Source organism: Brevundimonas sp. UYEF29 (assembly GCF_040546195.1).
GTDB classification, from domain to species: Bacteria; Pseudomonadota; Alphaproteobacteria; order Caulobacterales; family Caulobacteraceae; genus Brevundimonas; species Brevundimonas huaxiensis.
Genome location: NZ_JBEPNH010000016.1, coordinates 1 through 24,215, shown reverse-complemented (window position 1 = coordinate 24,215; position 24,215 = coordinate 1). Strand labels below are relative to the sequence as shown.

The 24,215-nt window shown below is 61.8% G+C and carries 16 protein-coding genes and 1 pseudogene; 10 read left to right on the top strand and 7 right to left on the bottom strand.

All coding sequences use genetic code 11. The features are described 5' to 3' along the window. Window positions 1-393: 393 nt before the first annotated feature. The 4 genes from ABIB58_RS16125 to ABIB58_RS16110 all read left to right on the top strand — a co-directional run bounded on the left by ABIB58_RS16125 (window position 394) and on the right by ABIB58_RS16110 (window position 8,737). A complete protein-coding gene (locus ABIB58_RS16125) occupies window positions 394-1,401 on the top strand; it encodes a tetratricopeptide repeat protein (RefSeq protein ID WP_354042898.1) in 1,008 nt (335 codons plus the stop codon). Further along, window positions 1,398-6,581, top strand: coding sequence for a glycosyltransferase (locus tag ABIB58_RS16120; RefSeq protein WP_354042894.1), 5,184 nt, complete (start codon window positions 1,398-1,400; stop codon window positions 6,579-6,581). The genes ABIB58_RS16125 and ABIB58_RS16120 overlap by 4 nt, the downstream gene beginning before the upstream one ends. A gap of 117 nt (window positions 6,582-6,698) precedes the next feature. Next, the gene (locus ABIB58_RS16115; RefSeq protein WP_354042891.1) at window positions 6,699-7,694 is read left to right on the top strand and encodes a WcbI family polysaccharide biosynthesis putative acetyltransferase; all 996 of its coding nucleotides are present in this window, start codon (window positions 6,699-6,701) and stop codon (window positions 7,692-7,694) included. Then, window positions 7,691-8,737, top strand: a complete 1,047-nt coding sequence (locus ABIB58_RS16110; RefSeq protein WP_314123280.1) for a GSCFA domain-containing protein — start codon at window positions 7,691-7,693, stop codon at window positions 8,735-8,737. Before ABIB58_RS16115 ends, ABIB58_RS16110 begins: the two co-directional genes overlap by 4 nt. Window positions 8,738-8,749: 12 nt before the next feature. On the opposite strand, the pseudogene ABIB58_RS16105 reads toward ABIB58_RS16110, so the two are convergent. From ABIB58_RS16105 to putA, 7 genes and pseudogenes are all read right to left on the bottom strand, one after another. After that, window positions 8,750-9,642, bottom strand: a pseudogene (locus ABIB58_RS16105) (IS630 family transposase). 311 nt (window positions 9,643-9,953) lie between these two features. After that, window positions 9,954-10,784 carry a hypothetical protein gene (locus ABIB58_RS16100; RefSeq protein WP_314123279.1) on the bottom strand — a complete coding sequence of 277 codons (831 nt, stop codon included), beginning with the start codon at window positions 10,782-10,784 and terminating at the stop codon, window positions 9,954-9,956. Beyond that, window positions 10,781-11,455, bottom strand: a complete 675-nt coding sequence (locus tag ABIB58_RS16095; protein WP_314123278.1) for an ABC transporter ATP-binding protein — start codon at window positions 11,453-11,455, stop codon at window positions 10,781-10,783. Before ABIB58_RS16095 ends, ABIB58_RS16100 begins: the two co-directional genes overlap by 4 nt. Beyond that, the gene (locus ABIB58_RS16090; protein WP_314123277.1) at window positions 11,455-12,618 is read right to left on the bottom strand and encodes a KpsE/RkpR family capsule polysaccharide export protein; all 1,164 of its coding nucleotides are present in this window, start codon (window positions 12,616-12,618) and stop codon (window positions 11,455-11,457) included. The genes ABIB58_RS16095 and ABIB58_RS16090 overlap by 1 nt, the downstream gene beginning before the upstream one ends. Window positions 12,619-12,648: 30 nt before the next feature. Further along, window positions 12,649-13,476, bottom strand: a complete 828-nt coding sequence (locus ABIB58_RS16085) for an ABC transporter permease (protein ID WP_354042881.1) — start codon at window positions 13,474-13,476, stop codon at window positions 12,649-12,651. Between the two features lie 25 nt (window positions 13,477-13,501). After that, window positions 13,502-14,830 (bottom strand): glycosyltransferase family 4 protein, encoded by a 1,329-nt coding sequence (locus tag ABIB58_RS16080; RefSeq protein WP_314123275.1) that lies wholly within the window; start codon window positions 14,828-14,830, stop codon window positions 13,502-13,504. Between the two features lie 60 nt (window positions 14,831-14,890). Beyond that, the gene (gene putA, locus ABIB58_RS16075) at window positions 14,891-18,022 is read right to left on the bottom strand and encodes a bifunctional proline dehydrogenase/L-glutamate gamma-semialdehyde dehydrogenase PutA (RefSeq protein ID WP_354042877.1); all 3,132 of its coding nucleotides are present in this window, start codon (window positions 18,020-18,022) and stop codon (window positions 14,891-14,893) included. Window positions 18,023-18,131: 109 nt separating this feature from the next. On the opposite strand from putA, the gene ABIB58_RS16070 reads away from it, so the two are divergent. From ABIB58_RS16070 to ABIB58_RS16045, 6 genes are all read left to right on the top strand, one after another. Continuing rightward, complete coding sequence (locus tag ABIB58_RS16070; RefSeq protein WP_354042874.1) at window positions 18,132-18,593, top strand: Lrp/AsnC ligand binding domain-containing protein; 462 nt, start codon at window positions 18,132-18,134, stop codon at window positions 18,591-18,593. A 114-nt stretch (window positions 18,594-18,707) separates the two neighbouring features. Continuing rightward, entirely contained in the window at window positions 18,708-20,924 is a 2,217-nt protein-coding gene (locus ABIB58_RS16065) for an AGE family epimerase/isomerase (protein ID WP_354042871.1), read from the top strand. A 92-nt stretch (window positions 20,925-21,016) separates the two neighbouring features. Beyond that, complete coding sequence (locus ABIB58_RS16060; protein WP_312491182.1) at window positions 21,017-22,102, top strand: glycosyltransferase family 4 protein; 1,086 nt, start codon at window positions 21,017-21,019, stop codon at window positions 22,100-22,102. A gap of 40 nt (window positions 22,103-22,142) precedes the next feature. Next, window positions 22,143-23,642 (top strand): phosphomannomutase/phosphoglucomutase, encoded by a 1,500-nt coding sequence (locus ABIB58_RS16055; protein WP_354042865.1) that lies wholly within the window; start codon window positions 22,143-22,145, stop codon window positions 23,640-23,642. Between the two features lie 69 nt (window positions 23,643-23,711). Continuing rightward, entirely contained in the window at window positions 23,712-23,972 is a 261-nt protein-coding gene (locus ABIB58_RS16050) for a DUF6894 family protein (protein WP_354042862.1), read from the top strand. Beyond that, window positions 23,972-24,169: a hypothetical protein gene (locus ABIB58_RS16045; protein WP_354042859.1), complete on the top strand. Its 198-nt coding sequence runs from the start codon at window positions 23,972-23,974 to the stop codon at window positions 24,167-24,169. Before ABIB58_RS16050 ends, ABIB58_RS16045 begins: the two co-directional genes overlap by 1 nt. The last annotated feature ends 46 nt before the right edge of the window (window positions 24,170-24,215 follow it).

The following is a 24,215-nucleotide window of genomic DNA, read 5'->3' as shown; positions in this document are numbered from 1 at the left end:
GCGGCACGGCAAACGTGCCTGACCGGAATTCAGCAGAACGCCGCGCACTGACCGATGAAGTTTGCGCGTGCTTTTGTACTCGGCCCGCCGAAATACTAGGCCGATTTTCCAACGGTTCTGCTTTCACCGGAACGCCCACCAACGATCGCCGCACGACCTCTCCTGTTGCTTCCGGAGCATTTCCGTCTACCTGACATACTAAATGGCATAATACTGAGATTGAAAAGGCGTCTAACCCGTCACGCGAAGACGGGAAACCAAAAACTGTTCCGATGGGAAAACGCCACCCCCCCAAAGGCCTGCGGAGTCGTGTTTGCGCCTCGACTTTAAAACAGCCGGTCATTAAGGACCGTTAAGGTCAATTGGACTTCGCCTATATCTATCCGGTTTACAATGAACGATCCTGTCCGCGGATACCTCCTTCGGCGGTCGGCGAAGAAAGCCGGCAAGAACCAAAACTGGGCCAGAGCAGCCTTGATTTACGAGGCTTTGCGTCGAACGGGTGCCGCTCGCCCATCCGACGTTGTTCGTCACGCCCACGCGACAGAAGCGGCTGGGCGCAAGGACGCCGCGGAGCAACTTCATCGCAACAATATCTGCCTGTTCCCTCTCGAACCCAATGTTCACAGGCAGAGCGCTCTCTTTCTGTTGCGGCACCAGAAGGAGGCCGAAGCGGTCCTGGCGTTTTCAAGAGCGCTCGTGCTGGCTCCAGCCAACGAGGTTTTGAAGGCGGACCTGGAGCGTCTCGGGGTTGGAGAAGACCGCATTTCCGCTGTCGCTGTGGCGGCGTTTCATGCCGCCCCACCGCCCCAGCCGGCGCGGCCGGGGAAATTGGCTAAATTCCGCGCTCGCCGCGCCGCTAAGACAGCCAAAGCGCTTCGCCAATCTGGAGACTGGAACAGCGCCCTCGCCGCCCAAACGAAGGTCCTGGCACACAATCCTCACAATGCGTTCGCCCAAATCAGGCTCGGACATGTGCTCAAGGCCCTCAACCGGCTTCAAGAAGCCGAAACAGCTTATTGGAAGGGCGTCGCCCTAGCCCCCCAGGATGCTGTCGGATATCTTCAGCTCGGCCATGGCCTGAAGCTTCAACGCGGCTTGAACGGCGCCTTGCCGGCCTATTTGATGGCGCAGAAGCTAGAACCCAGCCTCATCGAGGCTGGAGGCGCGGCCAACGAGAGCGACCTGCCCGAACAGGACCGCGCCCGTTTGGCGGACGCCTTGGCAAGCGCAAACGTCAAGGCGATCCTGACGTTCAAGAGCGATGAAGACGCATCGGAATCGAGCGCTGCCCCCTCAAGGCGCATATCGGCGACGCAACGCCCGACGCCGATGATCATCAACGTACGCGCCACCGCCATTGCTGGCGACATCGCGCGCGCTGTAGGAGCGAACCTGTGAGAATTGCGATTGATCTGCAGGCTTGCCAGAACGGCAGCCACGGTCGCGGCATTGGTCGTTACGCCCTTTCCATGGCTCGTGCGCTTGTGCGTAACGGCAGGGACCGACACAGCTTCCGCATCCTGTTGTCCGACAGGTTTCCCGCGCGGATAGCCTCTGTCCGTGAAGCGTTCTCGGACCTGCTGGACCCTTCGGACATCGTCGTTTGCAGCGTCCCGGAACGGGTCGAGAGCGCTCAGATGGATTTCGCATGGCGCACCCGCGCCGCCGAGGTCGTTTGGGCTGATTTCGTCGCCGGCTTTAACCCTGACGCCTATTTCACGCCGAGCCTGTTCGAGGGCTTCTGGGACGACGCCGTCACGTCCATCGAACCCGCCCCCTATCTCCGTGGCGCTACGGTCCACGATCTGATCCCGCTCGCCGATCCGGATTTCTACTTGGTCGGCGAAGGCAGCAAGCGTGCCTATGCTCGCAAGATCAACGCCCTGAGACGTTGCGACTTCCTGTTTTCGGTGTCGGAGTTTTCAAAGCGAGACGTCGTCGATCGCCTGGGGATCGCGGCCGAAAAAATATTCGTCATGCCGCTGGGCGTCGAGGACGAATTCTGTCCTGGCGAAGTGTCGGACGACCGCCGACAGGCGCTGTTGCGCAAGTTCAGGCTCAAGGGACGGTTCATCATCAATACCAGCCCGTTCGAGGCCAGGAAAAACATACCGGGCCTGATCGCCGGCTTCGCCAACGTGTCCCGTGACCTGAGAAAGAACACCCAACTCGTCATTGCCGGCAAGATGACCGAGCACGACCGCAACGAGATTGCGGCCATCGCCTCGGCGGAAGGCCTGACGAACAGCGACGTGGTCTTGCCGGGCTTTGTCAGCGACGAAGACCTGATCGACCTTTATCGCATGTGCGAAGTGATGGTCTTCCCACCGTTCAGCGAGGGCTTCGGGCTGCCGCCTCTGGAGGCCATGGCCTGCGGCGCGGCGGTGCTGGCGTCTTCGGCGACCAGCGTACCCGAGGTGGTCGGGCGCCGTGACGTCCTGTTCGACCCGACTGATCCAGGCGACATCGGGCGTGCGATCACCAGTGTGTTGGCGAACCCGTCTTATCGCGACGAGTTGCGCATCTTCGGTCCCCAACAAGCTTCGACATTCTCGTGGGACCGCTCGGCTACGGCCATTCTGGATGTGTTCGAAAAGGCCGGCCGAAGACCGCAGGCCGAGGTTCCCCTTTCGCCGTCGCGCGCGCCGGTCAAACTGGCTGTGGTGGCGACGGGCGGCATACCTCACAGCCGCGAAAGCATCCTGGTCAAGGACTACGTCCGCCGGCTCTCCATCGCCTATGATGTCACGCTGTTCCAGATCGACGGCGATCTCGGCCGGGACGTCTCCATACCGCTTGAACGACGTCCGCTGGAGGATTTCATCGTCCATGGCGGCGGTTTCGACAGAGCCCTTTACATAATCGACAGTGGCCGCGTCGATGTGGCGCTACCGGTCATGTCCGCGCGGCCCGGCAGTCTGATCCTCTATGAGGCGCTCGCTCCGACCGACGCTCGGCGCCTGTCGGATAGCCAGGTCGCCGATTTGCGGGCGACAGGCGGTATGCGTGCTGTTGCGGAAGGTCAGGCCGGCGGCGGCTGGAAACAGGGAGCGGCTGCGGCGGCGCTCGCGCATGGCTTGGCGGTCGAAGGCGATTCCGATCTCGCCGGAACTGGGGGCGTCGCCACCGTGACCCCCAGGATCACCCGCCTGCCGATCAATACCTGCCTGGATTTTCGTCGCGCACGCGGCATTCCCGTCGAAGTCGATCTTTGGCTGGCGTTCGCTTCCGATGACGACGCCGCCGCTCGCATCCTTCAGGATTTCCGTCAGAATCGCCAAGCCGCGAAGAACGGCGTTTGGCTTGTGCTCGTCGCCGCGCTGAGTGGGATGAAAGAAGGCGCGCTCCAAGGACGTGTCTATAGGATGCCCAACGGCTTTACGGGGCCTTACCTCGAAGCGATCAGCGCAGCCTCGGCTATCTTGATTGATGACATGCTGCCCGCGAAGGTGCGTGACCGGCTGCACGACGATGCACGTGTACTTGGCTTGGCGAAAATTTCGTCGAATTGCGTTCTAGAAAACGTCGCGCCAGCGTCGACGGATGGCGACATTCCATGGTCGCCCGCAGAAGATCTGGCGTTTCTCGCGTCGATCCAGGTGATGCTCGATCGCGCGCCGTCGCCGCTTGCGGCGTCGCGTGAGCTACTCGCCCGCCTTCCTGGCTTAGCTGGAGACCGCCGCCCCGAATCGCAGGATTTGAAGGATGTCGGGTCGGCTGTTGCGCTCAACGCCGAACGTGATCGTGCGGGTCGAGTTCTGATCGATGTGACGGCCGCGCTTCGCGAAACCCCCACCGGCATGACGGGCGTCACGAGACGCTTCCTGCGTGGGCTTCTGGCCTCGCCTCATGACGTGCAGTTCGTCGCAACGGATGGCGAAACCTACTATGCCGCAGGCGCCTTCATGGCTGCCTTGATGGGCGTTTCCGCCTTCCACGACGAAGCGCTGACGACCAGAACGGATGACGTTCTTGTGGCTGTCGATCTTCTCGACGGCGATACGGCGTGGGCCGTAGTCGGTGCGATGGGCGTAAGGCATATTCATGCGCAGGTCGCCGACCTCGTTTTCGAACGCCCGGACCTCCTCGCGCTGATCGCCGACGCGCTCGTGGAAGCAGCTGCAAACGAGGCCCCGAAGACCGGCCTCAAGATCAAATCGCGCTTGATCTCTCGACGGATCGAACGTGGCGTCGTTCATCTGGGACTTAAAACAAGTACGCTTCTAGGCGCCGAAGGCGGCTCGGGCCTGAAAGCTGCGACGGTTCTGACCGAGGCGATCGCTGCGCCGACTGCACGCGTCGATAGCCTCCTCGATACATCCTTCACCGTTCAGGGCCATGTCTGGGGATCCTACAGCCTCGCGATCGTGAACCGGCGTATCGCGGCCGTTCTGAACCAGGCTTATCCAGGCCGTGTGGATTTCTCGCCGGTCGAAACGACGCCTGTCACCGACCTTTCTAAGGTTCCGGATGAAGACCGCCCCCTGGTACAGGCGCTGACGGCGCCCGCCCGGCATGCCAAGGTTCATGCCACAATCACTCAGCACTATCCCATCCAGCCGCCGCTGAATCGCGCCGACATCGGAATGGCGCTGGTGGCTTGGGAGGAAAGCCATCTTCCGCCGGCCATGACGGAGATCCTGAACGGGGCCTTCGACGGCGCACTTGCCCAGGTTCGCACCGTACAGAAGGCGCTTGTGGACTCCGGCGTTTGGATTCCTTCGGTCTTGACCGGGCTACCCGCCGAGATTTCCCACTATGAAGGTGTCTGCAAACGACGGGGGCCGGCGAAGACCTTCCTGCATGTTTCTTCCTGCTTCCCACGCAAGGGCGTGGACGTGCTTCTCGATGCCTGGGGCAAGGCGTTCACGACGCGGGACAAGGTCAAACTGGTCATCAAGACCTTCCCCAATCCCCACAACACGGTGCAGGATCAGGTGTGGGATCTGTCGCGACGCTATCCGAACATGGCGCCGATTCAGATCCTGAACCGGGACATGGACCGCGACGAGCTCGTCGATCTGTTCCGCGACGCCGATGTCATGGTTCTGCCCACACGCGGAGAGGGCTACAATCTGCCGGCCCTGGAAGCCATGGCGGCAGGACTGCCCTTGATCGTGACGGGGCATGGCGGCCATCGCGACTTCTGTGGTCCGGCTGAGGCCCGCCTGCTGGATTATGACTTCGTCCTGTCAGGCAGCCATGTGCGCGAGACCGTCTCCTACTGGGCCAACCCTTCGGTCGATGATCTGGTCGAGGCTCTTCGCGAGCAAACCCAGGCGGACCAACAGCCGATCATTGAGGCGCGACGCCAGCGCGCCGTGGCGAGCGCCAAGCGGGCGGTCGATCCCAAGCGATGGGGCCGAACCGTCGCGGACTTCGCGCAGTCGCTTGTCGGTCCCGTCGAGCGCTCGCCGGTCCGCACCAGTTGGGTATCCACCTGGGCGGTGCGATGCGGCATCGCCGAATATTCGCGGTTCCTGCTTGAGCAAACCTCTCCCGAATGGCGCAATGTCATCGAGGTGGTGGCGGATGATCGAACGGAAATCTCGCGTGATCTTGTCGATCACAGGCTTGCCTGGAATGTCAGCTGGGACTTTTCGCCGGAACGGCTGCTTGAGGACATCGATAGGTCAAATCCAGAAGCCGTCGTCATTCAGCATCAGGATGGGCTGATATTCTGGGGCCGGCTGGCGGAGCTTGCGAATGATCGCCGGATGTTGGCTCGCGTATCCGTTGTGACGCTTCATACAGTGCGGAGCCTGGATGCTCTTCCCGAGGCCGAGCGACTGCACGTCCTTGAGGCGCTCGGCCGTTTCGATCGAATCCTGGTGCACACGGTCGGCGATCTGAACGATCTCAAACGCCTCGGTCTGATCGAGAACGTCGCCCTGTTCCCGCACGGCGCCCTGCGACCCAGCGGGCCGGCGCCTGTCGTCCGCACCCTGAACGACGGTTCCGCCCCGGTGATCGGATGCCATGGCTTCTTCTTCGATCACAAACGGATCGACCACCTGATCCGCGCGGCTGGGACACTGAAACATCGCTGGCCGAACCTGCGGCTGCGGCTTGTTAATGCGCAGTTCCCCAGCCCCATCTCCGGAGCCGCAATCGCTGCCGCCAAGGCGGTCGCCGATGAGACCGGAATGAGCGGTTCCATCGACTGGCATACGGACTTCCTGCCAGTGGATGAAATCCAGAACCTGCTTGCGAGCTGCGACCTTTTGGTCCTGCCCTATGACGAGACAGGCGATTCCGTTAGCGGCGCCGTGCGGGTCGCCATGAGCAGCCAGGTTCCGACGCTAACGACGCCAGTCAAGATCTTTTCGGATCTCGGCGACGCCGTCGCCTCAGTTCCGACCAATGCGCCAGAGATACTTGCCGATGCTATAGAGAGACTTCTGGACGCACCGGACCGCCGCGCGGAGCTTCAGGGGCGAATGCAGGGCTGGCTGGAGATTCATGATTGGAAGCGGATGACCGCCAATCTAGAGGGCATGGTCAAAGCGCTTGCCTACGGCCGCCGGCGAGAGATGCGGCAGCGCCTCCAAGATGAGGCGAACCCATTTATGGAGTGATGGGGAACCAATGTGACGCGGCCACCTTTTGTCGGCTCATGGCTTCGCTACTTATGAAACACCCCGCCATCGCCTCGATCGACAATCAATTCACTCCTATCGACTGAAGTATGTCGCATGATCGAGTTTCCAAGAGTCTTCAAGGTCGCCGCCAAACGCGTGAAGGCGTATCGCCGCAAGCGACAGGGCGTAGCCCCGCAAGCCATCATCGACAACGAACAGTCCAGGCTGCCCGGCGAGACCCCGAAATGTCGCTCTCAATTTGCCGAACGCTGGCTGCTGATGTCGAATTGCCAGACCCACGGCCTCGCCAGTGCGCTTCAAATGGTGAATCCCGAATTCAGCGTTACGCCGATTGACCTCTGGACGGCCGTTGGCGATCCTGAAAGAACTCGGCGAACCGCGCTGGAGGGTGGATACACCAGGGTTCTGGTCTCTCCGGAGATTGAAGAGGCAGGCGTCGTTCTTACAGGGGCTCCCAACTTGACGCGCATTCCTCGCGTCGTCTTCACCGCCTTTCATCCCGACTGCGTCTATGCCTTGAGCGAGGGCAAACAGGTGAAGGGCCCGCTCGACGCCTATCACTCGATGATCCTCATCGCCGCGCACCGGCGCGGCCTGAGCGTTGATGACGCCCAACGCCTGTTCAACGGCGCCTTCTTCGAGCAGTCGGGGTATATGGACTACTGGGTTCCGCAGAGGGATCGTCTCGTCGCCGACTATGCCCACTTCGGCCTGGACATCAGCGCGGGTATTCGACGCTGGGGCCGGACATCGTCCTTCATGCATACGATCGATCACCCCAAGATGATCTGCCTCTACGACATCGCGCGCGCCATCTTCCGCTCGATGGGCGTGCCGGACATCGGCTCTCAAGACCTCATGCCGCCGGACAATCTTTCAAACGGGGTCTCGTTCGCCGTCTATCCCGAGATTGGCGAGATGCTGGGCGTGCCCGGCGGATACCGCTTCAAACGCTTCAACGACTACCACCACATCGGTCTGGAACAGCTGATCGCCGAGAGCTACAGCGTCTTCGACCGTCTGCCTCACATCCAGCCCGATCCCGGCTCCATGCCGGCCTTCAACCGCGTTCTTGAGGCCATCGGATGAGCAACCCCTACAAGGGCCTGCCAGATCACCAGTTCTGGCGGCGTGGCGTGTCGGGCGTCGAACATCACCGGCTGGATCCGATCGTGGAGCCGCGCTTTCGCATCGCCAAGGACGACCGCGTCGCCACCGCCGGCAGCTGTTTCGCCCAGCACATCTCGAACCGGCTGAGCAAGACCGGCTTCAACTATTTCATAACGGAGGATGGCGCGCACCTGACGCCCGACGAGCGCAAACGCCGCAACTTCGGCGTCTTCTCGGCCCGGTTCGGCAACCTGTACACCGCGGCTCAGCTACGACAGCTTTTCCAGGAAGCCTTCGACCAGCGGACCCCGGACGACGCAGCCTTCGAACGACCCGACGGCCGCTTCATCGATCCGTTCCGCCCGCAGATCGAACCCGACGGTCATTCCACGATCCAGGATGTCGTCCAGGCGCGTCGCACGCATCTGGACGCCGTGCGCCAGATGTTCCTGGACTGCGACGTCTTCATCTTCACCTTGGGCCTGACCGAGGCCTGGCGGTCCATGACGGACCAGTCGGTCTATCCGATCGCGCCGGGTGTGGTCGGCGGCGCCTTCGATCCCGCGCGCCATGTCTTCGTCAACTTCGACCTAGCGGCGGTCGAGGCTGATCTGGAGGCCTTCCTGGCGGACCTAAAACAGGTCAATCCCGGCGTCCGGGTGCTATTGACGGTCTCGCCCGTGCCCCTGATCGCCACCTATGAGAAGCGCCACGTTCTGGTGTCCACCACCTACAGCAAGTCGGTGCTGCGCGTCGTCGCCGAACAGGTCATGCGCCGCCACGACTGGGTCGACTACTTCCCCTCGTATGAGATCATAACCGGTAGCTATGCTGGCGGCCTGTATTACGAGGACGACTTCCGCGAGGTGAATAATCTCGGCGTGGCCCACGCCATGCGCTGCTTCCTGCGCAACTATACCGAAGGCGGCGCCCGCCAGGACGCCGACGCTGCCCACATCGCCGCCGCCCGCACCACCACCATCATCTGCGACGAGGAAGCGATCGCCGCCTCCATTCTCTAGAGCATTTCCCCATTAGTCTTCATCATTTCTAGAGGCGGCGAAGTAGTTGGAGCATTCGCGGGATGAGTAGGTCTGTATGACGCGGGCGATGCGTCCCATACTAGGTCGATCGACCGGGCCGCCGCCTTTCGGAGCACGGCCTTGCGCGCTTGGCGAAGGCGTTCTTGATCGGGTTGATGTCTGGAATGTGGGGCGGCAGGGACATCAGCCACGCGCCGACGGCCTCCATGGCGTCCTGAACCGGGGCGCTCTTGTGGGCGACGAGGTTGTCCATGATCACGACGTCGCCGAGCTTCAGGGGCGGGGTGACATAGGCGAGGAACCAGGCCCCGTTCATAGGCCCGTCCAGGCCTGGGGGCGGTCATGCCCGTCGGCCTCAAGGCTCCAACGACGATGGTCGTCTTCCAGTGACCGTGCGGCACGTTGCATCTCAGCCTCTGGCCGCGCGGCGCACGCCCGTGGCGGTGGGCCATCTTGGTAGAGGCTCCAGTCTCATTGATGAAAAGGAGCCGTTCGGGATCGAGGTCAAACCATGCTCGCCGACAGCTCAGGACGTCGGGATGGTTCTGTTCGTCCGGGTGCGTCGACTTTTTAAAGCGTGATCCCGCGGCGCACGAAGAACCGCCACAGGCTCGACAGGCAGGTCGCCAAACCCTGCTCTGCCAGCGCCTTCTGGATCTCGGTCAGGCCCCGGATCAGGTTGGAATGGCCTTCGATCCGCCCGGAGCGCCGATCCCCGCCCAACGGGCCCGGCCGAACGGCGCCCTGTGTCCGCACCTGTGAGCGCCAACCGATAGCGCTCGACGCGCAACCAAGAACCGGACCGCCGCCTAACGGCAGGACATTCCACCCTCAATCGCGACAATCACACGATCCCGTAAGTCTACCGAAAGCGCCTTGCTCATGCCGGCATCCGCCCCCAGCAATGAAGATTGAGTCTGAACCTGGTACCCTGAGAATCCCAAACGATCCAATCTGGTCGCCAAATGCACTAGCATGGGCGCCACCCAAGCGAGAAAATCAAGGCTCTGTTGCCCCTTTTATCCTTCAACCATCACGCCAATTATGTGCGTCTAAACTGGTCGCGGCGCATGGAAGGGGTGAAACAAAGCGGCTCCCACATCTTCTGCGGCTCACCACTGAACGGCGGCGCGGCACTTGACGCCAAAGCATTACGCCCGCCTCAATGCCTTGCTGCAGGTTCACTGGACAAGTCCTAGGATACGCGCTGCACGATAGCACCGTGCAAGGTTATCTGGCCGTGGAAAGCGCCCTCTAGTAGAAGCAGGCGGACTTCAGTCGCCGCATGCGTCGGCCACTCATGTTCCAGAGTAATCTCGTAGATGCCGCCTCTCCCTGGGGAAAAGTCATGTGAGGCGTATGAGTTGCTGCCACCCCATTGGATTTGATAGGGCTTTTGAGCGGCGTCCGCGTCGAAGGACAGGCGAACGGTAACGCGCCACACGCCCCGCGTCAGAAAGACATACGGACCATAGATGGCCAAGCGAGGACGGCCAGTGATGTCCAGAACGCCAGCCTCGTCAGGGCCGCCCCCGCCTTTGGCGTAGCTAAAGATTTCCGGCGACCATTCGGCTGATCCCTGATTCAGAAAGGCCAACGCGCTCTGAAAGTGGAGTTCAAGCTCGGATGGCGCTCGCGAACCTGCATGCAGCGCCGGAAGGTCAGCGAATGGTGCCGGGAGGCTTGCGTCAACAGAGCTGACGCGGCCTTCGAAATCATGCGCTGCCGCGATCTTTCTCGTAGCATCAAGGACTCGGAAGGGAATGTCGGCAGGCGCGCAATCCGTAAGATCGACAAACGGGGGCAGACCCAGCACCGTGGTGTTCGCCGCGTTGGCCCCAACCAAACGGGCGAAGTCGAGATCAGACGTCAGGACAATATCGTCAGGCGTTACGTGCTCATTTCCACCCACGACTTCGACCACGGACAGGCCTTGCGCCTGTGCACGATTGCGTAAAACAGAGCGCCAGTTTTCCAGGTTTTGCGTAGGCGGCAAAACGAACCAACGAATCTTTTCGTTCGTCATGCTGCTCTTAGCCAAGTGTAGACATCCACGGCCTCAGCCACGTCGGTAAACATCTTGGCCCGACCGCTCTCGATGATCAAAGCCGTGTCGCAATAGCCGGCGACGAGACCGACATCATGGGAGGCCATCAGGAACGCACGATTAGCTCGGCGTTCGAATAGTTCCTCCTGACACTTGCGCTGGAAACGGGCGTCGCCGACGGCGACAAGTTCATCGATCAAATAGCAATCGAACTCGATCGCGAGAGACAGCCCGAACGCCAAACGCGCCCGCATGCCCGAAGAATAGTGCTTCACAGGACGTAGAAGCGCGGAACCTAACTCGGCGAAATCGTCCACGCGCTCGCGCATCTCATGGTAGTCGCGTTCGTACAGGCGCGACAAAAAGCGGATATTGTCCAGGCCAGACAAACTGCCCTGAAAGCCACCGCTGAAACCGATCGGCCAAGACGAAGACATGCGCCAATCGATACGCCCTTCGGACGGTCGATCAACGCCACCCAACATTCTGATCAGCGACGACTTGCCTTGGCCATTACGACCAAGCACGGCAAGCCGGCCGTCCCGGTTAAGTGAAAAGGACAGATTAGTGAACAGAGGCTTGGTCGTGCCGAGAAAAGTTCGACTCAGATTCTCGACACGAAGCCCCGCGCCGGCTTCTTGAATAGTCATCAGTCTTGCCGATGCTCGCGCATGCCGGCCCACACCAGCCATCCGATCCCGTACAGCAACAGCGAAGTGGCCAACACCACAAGCACGGAGATCAGTCGTCGAGGCTCACTGGAGCGATCCGGAAGGCTGGGGTTCACAATACGCTCAAGATACAACTTCTGGCGCCTTGCTTCCTGTTCCGCCGCAAGCAAGGCCGTGCTGGACTGGGCAAGTTCCCGGTCTGCCAACTCGCGCTGCAACATCAAGTCTTCGTATGCGCCCAGCTTCCCGGCAAGAGAGTTGGACGACCCGGCTATCTTGCTGCGCTCCATTTCGATCTGTCGCTCATAGGCCGCGATCCTATTGTCCAAGGGCGCCAGCTGGGGGCTTTGAGGAGCGCCCGTCGCAAGTTGTGCGCGCTCCGCTCGGAGGGTTGCGACTGTCGCCAGAAGATTGCCGATCAGTTGACCGCCTTCAGTTGCTGAACGCGCCGGATCAATGAACTGTTCCTGATTGCGGAATGTCGTCAGCCGCGCCTGTGTGGACGCAAGTTGAAGACGCGCTTCGTCGCGAGCCGTGCGCGCATCGCGGACGGCGTCGGCGGCAGCACGGTCGTTAAGGCGATTTACCAGTCGCTCGCCGCCATCCAAAAGCGCTTCGGCCAAACCCTGGGCGTCCTTCGGGGCGAAACCCTGAACTCTGAGCGTGCTGATTCCCGTGCTGGAGTTGTAGCCGATGGTGACAAATCGAGAGAGCGCCGCGTCTAGCGACTTATCGGAATGATCCTCGCCCAGCCTTGGCCAGCCGCTAAGCAAATCCGCACCGCGAGGCTTCAACATGGCCTCAAGATCAAACTGTCGCTGAAGGTCGCGGATACCGTCTTGAGATAGGGCGTATTCGTGTACAGCGAATGCATCCGTCGAGGTGGACGATATCCCCACGCCCTGCAGCGCAAACCCTAACGAGCTCGGCTGTGGCTGATTAGCAGCCCTAACGATAAAGCGCGCTTCCGACACATAGCGTGGCGAAGCGATTAGGAAAAAATAGATAGCTGCCACCAAGGTGGGCGCGACGACCACCACGAGAAACGCCAACGGAAAGGCTTGCCACCAGGGCCGCTGCGCCCTGGCTCCAGCAAGCAAGTCTGGCAAGGGCCCAACGTAGTTTAGCTTGGGATCGTTCATCGTTTCACTACCGGAAATTCGAGCTGTGCATCATTCGGACTCGATGTGATCGCGTGCCGTAGCGATCAGCAGCAAGCCGATGACGTTGAAGACGACTGCCCATCCCAGGGGATAAAGCAGCGAATAATACGTTGGAACAAACTCACCGAAGACCCCAGCCCGGATCATCTCGATGCAATGAACAAACGGGATCATCAGATAGTATTTCTGCACTGAAGACGGAAACCAAGCCACCATCGCGAAGGCGCCGGACAAGGGGATCATCAAATACCCGACCAATCCTGTAATGCGTTCAACAACATCATACCGCATCGACAAGCCCGTTAAGATCATCGCAAATCCAGCAGACAGAAATGCCAACAAGCACCACCCGTAGTAGAGCAGCAGATAGCTATAGGGCAAATCCACCTGACCAACAGCAAGCAGAACCATATACACAACAAAATAAGCGGCGGTGGCTCCGCCAAACTCCATCAATATCCGCGAAGACATGATATGTAACGGCTTCACCGGACGGTGGTAAAGCAAACCAACATTGGCCTGCAGAGCGACTGTAAGATAGCTGATGAAGTGTCGGATCAAAATTACGGACAAGTAGCCCGTCATGACGAACGGCGCCAATCGGACACCATGCTCGTAACTTGGCTTGGTGACACTCCAAAGCGCCATCACCCCAAACGTGAAGATCAATGGTTCACCGATCAGCCAGGCGAAACCGAGTCCCTCGCGTCCGAAGCGGGTAATTACCTCACGCATCAACAATGCCTTGACGATCCGCGCATTCCGGCTCGCCCATGCCCAAAGGGCGATGGGTGATGGCCGTCCCGATCTTTGCCGTCGAAGCGCTGGGTTACTCATGGGCACGCAAACAGTGAGAGAAGAATTAGCCATACGACGCCGAAGGCGTCACGCCAACGGCTGAATAGGCTTCGAGAAGCCGCGCCTGATAAGCTTCACGGCTGAACCTGGCCGCCTGCCGCCTTCCACGGACTTCAAGATCGCTACGAAGCGCCTCATCGGCGTCAAGCGCCCTTATGCCCCTAGCGATGGCCTGAACATCATAAGGATCGACGACCAACGCCGCGTCGCCCGCGACTTCCGGCAGCGCACCACCCGTTGAAGTGAGCACTGCGGTGGAAAGAGCCATTGCTTCCAGAACAGGAAGACCGAACCCCTCATAAAGAGACGGGAACAACACTCCCTTCGCCCCACGGATCAAGTTATTCAGCATGGAAAAGGACATGTAGTCGTATTGGCGAATACGGTCCGCGTTCGGCCCACCATCGCGTTTGACCTGCTGGAGCAGGCCAACTTCACCCTCGTCTAGCCAAGCTCGCCCCCCAATCAGCACCAAAGGCGCTTCGACGCCAGAAGCCAGATACGCCTCCACGATCCGGCCGAGGTTCTTCTTGGGTTCGACGGCGCCGAAATGGAGAAAATAGCTTTTCCATCCCAACCCGAAGACACCCTCGATTTCCAGGGCGACGTCCGACTTATTGCGCAGGGTTGCTGGCTCGGGGATTTGCACCGACTGATAGGTATTGGTCACCCGGCGCTCATCAACTCCCAGCAGCCTCACGACATCCTGCCGGGTCGTTTCGGACACGACAACGATATGGTCCGCACGAGAAGCGACCTCCAGGCTCATCGCCATATAGCGAGCCTTGTCTCCAAGCGTGGTGTGAGGAAGTCGAAGCGGAATAAGGTCGTGGAAGGTGTAGATATTCGGCCGCCCCGGCGCATGGATGGGAAGCGGCGCCGTCCAATGCATCAGATCGGGCGCCGGGACCTCACTCGCCGCCTTGAATGTCAGAGGCGTCAGCTTGCCGTATTTTTGGAAGCATCGATTCGATCTGACAAACAGATCCTGAGCGGCCCAAAGATGCCCTGCGGGCGGCTTGGCGCCGGAAGGCCAGATCACTTCTCCAGAGGGAACGATCGGATAGGCCGTCCGCCCGAAGCGAGACAGCAGTGTCTGCTGGAAACGCTGAACTCGACGTCGTCGATTGTCTTGAAGAGCCGGCCGTCGAGCATCGACCAGTAGCGCTTCGTTCAGGACATTCGACGGCTTCCGACCCGATGCCGGGCCATAGAGGACCTGCGTGTCGATCCCGACGCCCTCGGCAGCCTCCAGCAAATTACGGCCATAGGTCGCTATGCCGGACCCCTTGGGCATGGCCAGGTTGAAACCGTCGATACAGATCGATGTCATTGATATCCTGCAGCAGTCCATGACCATGGACGCCAGCCGATTGCTTGGGTCAACCCCCGGCTATAGGTTCAGCAGCGCCGGATCCCCGCCCTGCGCGGCGATGTTGACGCTGATGGCCTTTTCGGCGGCGTAGCGGATCAGGCTGTTCGGCCCGCCCGCCTTGGGGCCAGTGCCTGACAAGCCTTCACCGCCGAACGGCTGCACCCCGACCACCGCGCCGGTGATTGAGCGGTTCACATAGACGTTGCCGGCAGGGACCAGGTCGACCACTTCCGCGGCGAAGGCTTCGATGCGGCTGTGGATGCCCAGGGTCAGGCCGTAGCCGCGCGCGGCGAGCTTGCCGGCGACGGCCTTCAGGTCCGACGGGGCGTAGCGGGAGATGTGCAGGATGGGGCCGAATACCTCGCGTTCGAGGAAGTCGGGCGTGGGGATCTCGGCGATGGTTGGGGCGAACAGGTCGCCCTTTTCCGCGCCCAAGGGCAGGTCGGCGCGGGCGATGATCCGGGCTTCCTTTGACAGGCGCTCGACGTGAGCTTCCAAGGCGCGGCGGGATTCCGGGTCGATGACGGGGCCGATGTCGGTCTTGGGATCGGCAGGGTCAGCCACGGCCTGGACCGCCAAGGCGCCCTTCAGCCCCTCGATCAGGGCGTCGGCCGAATCCTTGGGCACATAGAGGACGCGCAGCGCCGAGCAGCGCTGGCCAGCCGAGCCGAAGGCGGACTGGATCACGTCGTCGATGACCTGTTCCTTCAGCGCCGTGGTGTCGATGAACATGCCGTTCAGTCCGCCGGTCTCGGCGATGAAGGGGATGATGGCGCCGGGGCGGGCGGCGATGGCGCGGTTGATGGCGGCGGCCGTGTCAGTGCCGCCGGTGAAGGCGACGCCGTCGATTCCCGGGTGCGTGACCAGGGCCGCGCCAACCGTCTCGCCGCGGCCGGGGATCAGGGCCAGCAGGTCGGGGTTCAAGCCGGCCTTGTGATACAGGCGCACGGCCTCGGCGGCGATCAGAGGCGTCTGTTCGGCGGGCTTGGCTAGTACCGCGTTGCCGGCGGCGAGGGCCGCGGCGATCTGGCCGGTGAAGATAGCCAAGGGGAAGTTCCACGGACTGATGCAGGCGAAGACGCCGCGTCCGTGCAGGAACAGCTGGTTGGTTTCGCCGGTCGGGCCTTTCAGCGTCTCGGGGACGGTGAAGTCACGCTCGGCCAGCAGAGCGTAATAGCGGCAGAAGTCGGCGGCCTCACGCACCTCGGCGACGCCGTCGTTCAGGGTCTTGCCCGCCTCGCGGCTGAGCAGGGCGACCAGGCGGTCCAGATCGGCTTCCAGCGCATCGCCCATGGCGCGCAGGACGATGGCGCGTTTGGCGCCACCCTGGCGATCCCATTTGACCTGGGCATTCGCGGCAGCTTCGACGGCGGCGTCGATGTCGGCCGCCTCGGCCTCGGAGACATGGCCAAGCACCTGCGACCGGTCGAAGGGATTGGTCACAGCTTGCGCTTGAACCCCGGCGCGCAGTTTTCCGCTGATGATCGGGCCGGAGGTCAGTTTTTCACGGTCGATCCCCTCCAGCGCGCGCGCATGGGCTTCACGGTCGGCGGCCTGGGAATAGTCGCGGCCGAGGGAGTTCTGACGATCGCCGTACATGTCTTGCGGAACCGGAATCTTGGGGTGACGGTCGGGCGCCTGCTCGACCAGGGAGATGGGATCGGCCGCCACGGCCGAGGCGGGGACGCGCTCGTCCAGCAGGGCATGGACGAAGGAGGAGTTGGCGCCGTTTTCCAGCAGGCGCCGCACCAGATAGGGCAGCAGTTCCTCATGCCCGCCGACGGGGGCATAGGCGCGGACGATGACGACTTCGTCGGCCCAAGCCTCGTGCGCGGCGTCGTAAAGGGCCTCGCCCATGCCGTGCAGGCGCTGGTGCTCGACGGCCACGCCCCGGTCGCGCGCCATGCGCCGCACGGCGGCCAGGGTGTGGGCGTTGTGGCTGGCGAACTGGCTATAGATCGCCGGCGCCGCCTCGATCATGGCCTTGGCGCAGACGAGGTAGTTCAGATCGGTCGCCGCCTTGGTCGTATAGACGGGGTAGTCGGTGCGGCCGAACACCTGGGCGCGCTTGATCTCGGTGTCCCAATAGGCGCCCTTGACCAGGCGCACCATCAGACGACGGCCGGAGCGGCGGGCGAGATCGGCGACGCGTTCGATCGTCTCCAGACCGCGCTTCTGATAGGCTTGAACCGCCAGACCCAGGCCGGTCCAGCCGCCCAGCGACGGCTCATGCGCCAGCCGGTCCAGCAGTTTCAGCGACAGGGCCAGACGGTCCGCCTCTTCCGCGTCCATCGTATAGTTGATGTCGTACCTGGCCGCGATCTGGGCCAGGCGCAGGATGCGGGGATACAGGGTCGCCCAGACGTCGTCCTCGTGCGTCGCCTCGTAGCGTGGCGACAGGGCCGACAGTTTCACCGACACGCCGTGGCCGTGTTCCGGTCCCTGGCCCTTCGAGGTCTTGCCCACCGCCTCGATGGCGTCGGCGTAGATCTTCTCATAGCGGTCAGCGTCGGCGACAGTGCGGGCGCCCTCGCCCAGCATGTCGAAGCTGCACAGCCAGCCTTCCTTGTTCGACCGTTTCAGTGCGCCCTGGATGGTGCGGCCGACGACGAACTGTTCGCCCATGATCTTGACGGCTGTGGCCACGGCCTGGCGGATGACCGGCTCGCCGAGGCGACCGGCGATCCGTTTCAGGAAGCTGGGCAGATCGCTGCGCGCCTCGTCATCCACATCGACCAGTTTGCCGGTCAGCATCAGGCCCCAGGTCGAGGCGTTGACGAACAGGCTGTCGGACTGGCCCAGGTGGGCGGCCCAGTCGGCCGAGCCGATCTTCTCGGCGATCAGCCGGTCGCGCGTCTCCTCGTCCGGCACGCGCAGCAGGGCCTCGGCGAGGCACATCAGGGCCAGGCCCTCGCGGGTGCCCAGGCTAAACTGCTGAAGGAAGCTCTCGACCACCCCCTGCTTCTTCTGGCTGCGACGGGCGTGTTCGACCAGGGCCACAGCCTCGGCGACGACATCCGCGCGCTGGGCGGCATCCAGCGGCGTCCGGGCCAGGTTGGCGGCCACGGCCTCGCGCTCGTCGCGGAACTTGTGCGCGTCCAGACCGTCCCAGGCGGCCAGGCTCGAGGGCGTGAAGGCGGGCGAGGTCATGGGCAGAAAATCCTGTGGATTTCCGCCGTATAGGCCGGAGTTCATTGAAGGTGCTTCGTATGATACGAGGCCGGACCGAAGATCGTTCGGTGCAGAGCCTCGATTTCCGATGATCGATATAGACGCCGTCGACCGCCGCATCCTGCGGGTGCTCCAGACCGACGGCCGGCTGTCCAACGCCGAACTGGCGCGGCGCTGCAACCTGTCGCCCGCCGCCTGTTTCGAACGGGTCCGGCGCCTTCGCGAGAAGAAGATCATCACCGGCTACGCCGCCATGATCGACCCGGCCAAGGTCGGCCGCGACCTGCTGATTTTTGTGGAAGTGCTGCTGGACCGCACCACCGGCGACGTCTTCGAAGCCTTCGCCGCCGCCGTGCGCAGTCAGCCCGAAGTGCTGGAATGCCACATGGTCGCCGGCGGCTTCGACTATCTGATCAAGGCCCGGGTCGGCGACATGGACGCCTATCGCGCCTTTCTGGGCGACGTACTGGTGCGCATGCCAGGCGTGCGGGAAACGCGGACTTATGCTGTGCTGGAAGAGGTAAAGTCGACGACCGTGTTGCCTCTCTGACGAAACGCGCCAACACAGGTGATGGCTCGCGTAACTTTGGATCATTCAACAGGTGACGCGACAGCAAAGCTCGCGTAGTAGGCGGTTCGGTCAAGAAATGGCAGCTCTACGAATATGGCAACGCTTTACCCGGTCATCATGTGCGGCGGCTCAGGTACGCGTTTGTGGCCTGCGTCACGGCCTTCCCTGCCAAAGCAATTCATCCCGCTGGCGGGAAACCGGTCACTGTTTCAAGAGACAGCCGAACGAGTGGTGTCTTTGGCGGTGGGAGCTGATCTCATTGTCGTCGCGGGGCTATCGCATCGCGAAGCCATTCAGTCCCAACTTGACGAGATCGGGATATCAGCAACCATAATCTTGGAGCCTGAAGGTCGGGATTCTGCAGCTGCCATGGCCGCTGCCGCCCTGTGGACGACCCATAAGGATCCTGACGCGATCAATCTGTTTGTCGCTTCTGATCACCACATCCCCCACGGAGAGGAGTTCAGGGACGCGGTTCGCGAAGCCGTTGTCGGCGCTGAAGATGGACGCATCGTCACCTTGGGCGTCGTGCCGACCGAACCGTCGTCGGCCTACGGATATATTGCACCAGAAGGCCCTGGCTTGTCGGCAGTCGCCGCCTTTGTTGAAAAGCCCGACGCTACGACGGCGCAACGCTATATCTCCGAGGGTTACCTTTGGAACAGCGGCAACTTCATCGTCCAGTCCAAGGTCCTCGTTCAAGAAATAGCAGACCGCGCCGCCGCCGTCGCGGAAGCCGTAGAGGGCGCATTGAAGAGCGCAGTGCAGGATGACGCATACATCCTGCTGGGCTCAGAGTTCAAACTGGCTCCGAAAATCTCGATCGATTATGCGGTAATGGAGAAAACCAGCCTCGCCGCAGTGCTGCCGGTGCGTTTCGCTTGGACCGACCTCGGCGCGTGGGACTCCGTGCACGCCTCAGGCGAGGGCAATGTCGGCCTACATGTCCTGGAGGACTCAGAGGGCTGTCTGATCAGAGCCTGCGATGGTGTGATGGTCGCCGCGATTGGATTGCGGGACGTCGGAATTGTTGTAGAGCGCGATGCGGTCCTGGTGACCGATCTGAGAAAAAGCCAAGACGTGAAGAAGGTTGTCGATCGCCTTCGAAACCTCTCTCCTCAACATTTGGACTTTCCGCCACTTCCGGAGCCGGAAGGGCTGAAAGGCGGTGCGGTCAGGTTGACGAACTGGTTGCGGCAAGCCGCGCTGCCGGTTTGGTCCGGTTTGGGCCAGGACGCTACGGGGGCTTTTGAAGAAGTTCTGGCCCTGGATGGCCGGCATGTCTCGGCCCCGCGCCGCGCCCGTGTCCAGGCGAGGCAGTTGCAGGTCTATGCGGAAGCAGGATTGCAGGGCTGGCAGGGCCCGTGGAAGCCGGTGATTTCAAAGGGACTTGAGCGACTTAGGTCACTCTACCTGCGTCCTGACGGGCTGATGCGGACGCTTCTTGCAGCCGACGGCTCCCCGATGGATGAGACCGCGATGGTCTATGATCAAGCGTTCCTGATCTTCGCTCTCGCACGCGCGTCGGTCGCAGCCGGCGACCCGGCGCTGGAGGTCGATGCGGCTGCTGTTAGAGAGGAAATACTCAAGCGAGCGGATGCTGTTGGCGGCGTAATGGAAAGCGGGTCCCACCCGTATCAATCAAACGCTCATATGCATTTGCTGGAGTCCGCCCTCGCTTGGGAAGAAGCCCAAGGCGACGCAGCATGGGGGCGTCTCGCTGACCGCATCGTAGATCTCGCTCGAACCCGTTTCATTGATCCCCAGTCCGGATATTTGCTGGAGTTCTTCCAGAAGGACTGGTCTGCGGCCGCAGGAGAAGACGGGCGTTTGGTCGAGCCGGGACATCAGTTCGAGTGGGCTTGGCTATTTGCAAGGCATGGCCGCAACAGGCGCGATGAATCCGTCATTGCGGACGCCTGGAGACTTTATGAAGCGGGCCTGAAGGGTATCGACAGGAAGCGCAATATCGCCATAGACGCCATGAACACCGACGGAAGCGTCAGGAGCAGCAGATCCAGGCTCTGGCCCCAAACTGAATGGCTCAAGGCGTCTCTTATACTGGCGTCGTTAAGCGATGACAGCAAACGCGTTCAATGTTTGGAACAGGCCGCCAATGCGCAGCGCGCGCTTTGGAAATATCTCACACCGCAAGGACTTTGGCATGACAAGCTCCTTGCCGCTGGCGAGTTCATCGACGAGCCAGCTCCTGCCAGTTCCTTCTATCACATCATGGCAGCTTACGTTCAGGCGAAAGAAACCCTGACCTTACTTGATCCTGATATGGCTCAACCCTTGCGGCTGCTTTAGGTGCAGGAGACATCGGAGACCGTCTCGCCTTCGTCATTCGAACCGTCTAGATGTTCCGCCCTTACTTAACGGCTCAGGGTCCGCCCGCCTCAATGCGCATCGTTTTGGCCACCGACGCCTGGGAACCTCAGGTCAATGGCGTCGTCCGCACCCTGACCCGCACGGTCGCGGAATGCCGCGGCATGGGCCATGAGGTCGAGGTCATCGAACCCAGCCTGTTCAAGACCATTCCCTGCCCGACCTATCCCGAGATCCGGTTGGCCCTTGGGGCGGAAGAAGAGATCCGTGAGATGTTGCGCGCCTTCGAGCCTGAGGCGGTTCATATCGCGACAGAAGGTCCGATCGGCATCGCCACGCGCCGTATCTGCGTGGAATGGAAACTGCCGTTCACGACCAGCTATCACACCAAATTCCCCGAATATGTCTCAGCCCGTTTCCCGATCCCGGTTCAGGTCGGCTACGCCTATATGAAGTGGTTCCACAAGCCGTCGGGCCGACTGATGGTGGCGACGCCGACCCTGCGCGACGAACTGGTCGAGCACGGGTTCAAGAACGTCTCGCCCTGGTCGCGAGGCGTCGACACGGACGTGTTCAACCCCGACCTGGAACGCATCTACGATGAGCTGGGCGGCAAGGACTGGCCCCGCCCCTTCTTCCTCAACGTCGGTCGCGTGGCGGTCGAGAAAAACATCGAATCCTTCCTTCAGCTCGATCTGCCCGGCACCAAGATCGTCGTCGGCGATGGACCCGCCCGCGCGGAGCTGCAGGAGAAGTATCCCGAGGCCAAGTTCCTGGGCGCCCGGTTCGGCGACGAACTGGCCCGCTGTTTCCGCGATGCGGATGTCTTTGTCTTCCCCAGTTGGACCGACACCTTCGGCTTGGTAATCCTGGAAGCCATGGCCGCTGGCACGCCGGTCGCCGCCTATCCGGCCCATGGCCCGATCGACATCATCCCGGGCTCGAACGCCGGGGCGATCGACAAGGACCTCCGGACAGCCTGTCTGAAATGCCTCGAACTCGACCGCAAGGTCGTCCGTGCCTATGCGGAAAAGTTCAGCTGGCGCGCCTCGGCCGATCAGTTCGTCGAGAACCTGCAGCCTTATCCCGAGCCGGAGCGTGGCCGTTTCTGGCGCCGCCTCCGCCGTATCGCCCGCATTCGCAAGCGCGCCGCAGCCTGATCGGCCGGCATTCCAACCGACCCAACCAAGGACTAAAACCATGCTTAAGCCCCGTCAGGACCTGAAGCCTAACACGGCTACATATGAGACCCAGGCCTTGGTCAAGCCGACTGGGTTCCGTGAATACGACGCGCGGTGGATCCTGGAAAAAGAGATCAATCTCCTCGGCATCCAGGCGCTGGGCCTCGGCCTGGCGACCTACATCCACGAAATCGGCGTCGCGCCCAGGATCGTCACCGGCCATGATTTCCGAAGCTACAGCCTCAGCGTCAAACAAGCCCTGATCCTGGGCCTGCTGGAAGGCGGGATGGAGGTTCTGGACGTGGGCCTGGCCCTGTCGCCCATGGCCTATTTCGGCCAGTTCGAACTGGATGCGCCGTGCGTCGCCATGGTCACCGCCAGCCACAACGAGAATGGCTGGACCGGGGTGAAAATGGGGGCGAACAAGCCCCTGACCTTCGGCCCCGACGAGATGGGCCGCCTGAAAGAAATCGTGCTGAACGGCGAGGGCGTGGCCCGCCCCGGCGGCAAGCTGGTGCGCGTCGAAGACTTCCGCGAAACCTATGTCGCCGACGTGGCCTCAAAGGTACAGATCAAGCGACCGCTGAAGGTCGTCTGCGCCTGCGGCAACGGCACAGCCGGCGCCTTCGCCCCCGACGCCCTGCGCCGGATGGGCGTCGAGGTGATCGAGATGGACACCGACCTCGACTATACCTTCCCGAAATACAATCCGAACCCGGAAGATCACGCCATGCTGGTGCAGATGGCCCAGCGCGTCCGTGAGACGGGCGCCGATCTGGCCCTTGGCTTCGACGGCGACGGCGACCGTTGCGGCGTTGTGGACGATACGGGCGAGGAAATCTTCGCCGACAAGATCGGCCTGATGCTGGCCCGCGACCTGTCCAAGGTCTATCCGGACAGCACCTTTGTGGTCGATGTGAAGTCGACCGGCCTCTACAAGACCGATGAGGTGCTGAAGGCGAACGGCGCCGAGGTCGTTTACTGGAAGACCGGCCACTCCTACATCAAGCGCAAGACCGCCGAACTGGGCGCCTTGGCCGGGTTCGAGAAATCGGGCCACTTCTTCATGGCCGGCGATCTGGGCCACGGCTACGACGACGGCCTGGTCGCGGCGGGCGCCGTTCTGGCCATGCTGGATCGCAATCCGGACAAAAAGCTCAGTGAACTGAAGACTGCGCTGTCGGACGCCTGGACCAGCCTGACCATGTCGCCCCACTGCGACGACGAGCTCAAGTACGGCGTGCTGGAGCGGATCGTAAAGGAATACTCCGACCTGGCCGACGCTGGCGGCGAAATCCTGGGCCGCAAGATCGTCGAGGCCATCACCGTCAACGGCGTTCGCGTGCATCTGGAAGACGGCTCATGGGTCCTGGTCCGCGCCTCGTCCAACAAACCGGAGCTGGTCGTGGTGGTCGAGAGCATGCGGTCCGAAGACGACATGCGCGATCTGTTCCGCAAAGAGATCAAGCCGCGCCTGGCGGCCTATCCTGAAATCGGCGCCTTCAACCAGGAAATCTGAAAGATCACAGCGGACTGAACCAATCGCGCCCGTGACCGCTTCCCTTTCGGCTGAGGCCAGGAGGGAAGATTGCCGCGCTACTTTTTCCATACCCAGAACGGAGATTGCATCCGCGACGATCAGGGCGAGGAACTGAGGAGCGTTGATGCGGCGCGCGAGGAAGCCGTCGCCGTGATGGGCGAAATCCTTCGCTACCGGGGCGCGTCGTTTTGGACGACCCGCGCCTTCAGCGTCATCGTCACGGATGACGAGGGTCAAACGGTCGTCAGCGTCACGGCGTCCGCATCCGATCAGGCGCCCGAGGGCTGGACATTGACGGGGGACGCGTGATGACCAAGCCTGGCAGCGTCTCGAAGATCACCACGCTGGTCGACAAGTTGTCGCTTCGGGACCGGCTCAATCCCGAAGAGATCGAGGCGTTGAGCGCGGTCCTCGATGCGCCCAAAACCGTCTCCGCCGGATCCGATATCGTGCGCGATGACGTGACCCCCATTTCTCATCCAGCCATAACGAGAGTCCTTTGGTGATCTGAGCTGGGGTTGTCGGGGTTGGCAAGAGGCCGGTCAGCGCAGC

Coding starts and splice junctions, on each gene's coding strand:
- ABIB58_RS16080 (WP_314123275.1), bottom strand. CDS start 14,830: ATGACATCGATCTGTATCGACGGTTTCAACCTGGCCATGCCCAAGGGG.
- ABIB58_RS16065 (WP_354042871.1), top strand. CDS start 18,708: ATGGCAACGCTTTACCCGGTCATCATGTGCGGCGGCTCAGGTACGCGT.
- ABIB58_RS16060 (WP_312491182.1), top strand. CDS start 21,017: ATGCGCATCGTTTTGGCCACCGACGCCTGGGAACCTCAGGTCAATGGC.
- ABIB58_RS16125 (WP_354042898.1), top strand. CDS start 394: ATGAACGATCCTGTCCGCGGATACCTCCTTCGGCGGTCGGCGAAGAAA.
- ABIB58_RS16115 (WP_354042891.1), top strand. CDS start 6,699: ATGATCGAGTTTCCAAGAGTCTTCAAGGTCGCCGCCAAACGCGTGAAG.
- ABIB58_RS16055 (WP_354042865.1), top strand. CDS start 22,143: ATGCTTAAGCCCCGTCAGGACCTGAAGCCTAACACGGCTACATATGAG.
- putA (WP_354042877.1), bottom strand. CDS start 18,022: ATGACCTCGCCCGCCTTCACGCCCTCGAGCCTGGCCGCCTGGGACGGT.
- ABIB58_RS16110 (WP_314123280.1), top strand. CDS start 7,691: ATGAGCAACCCCTACAAGGGCCTGCCAGATCACCAGTTCTGGCGGCGT.
- ABIB58_RS16100 (WP_314123279.1), bottom strand. CDS start 10,784: ATGACGAACGAAAAGATTCGTTGGTTCGTTTTGCCGCCTACGCAAAAC.
- ABIB58_RS16085 (WP_354042881.1), bottom strand. CDS start 13,476: ATGAGTAACCCAGCGCTTCGACGGCAAAGATCGGGACGGCCATCACCC.
- ABIB58_RS16045 (WP_354042859.1), top strand. CDS start 23,972: ATGACCAAGCCTGGCAGCGTCTCGAAGATCACCACGCTGGTCGACAAG.
- ABIB58_RS16070 (WP_354042874.1), top strand. CDS start 18,132: ATGATCGATATAGACGCCGTCGACCGCCGCATCCTGCGGGTGCTCCAG.
- ABIB58_RS16095 (WP_314123278.1), bottom strand. CDS start 11,455: ATGACTATTCAAGAAGCCGGCGCGGGGCTTCGTGTCGAGAATCTGAGT.
- ABIB58_RS16090 (WP_314123277.1), bottom strand. CDS start 12,618: ATGAACGATCCCAAGCTAAACTACGTTGGGCCCTTGCCAGACTTGCTT.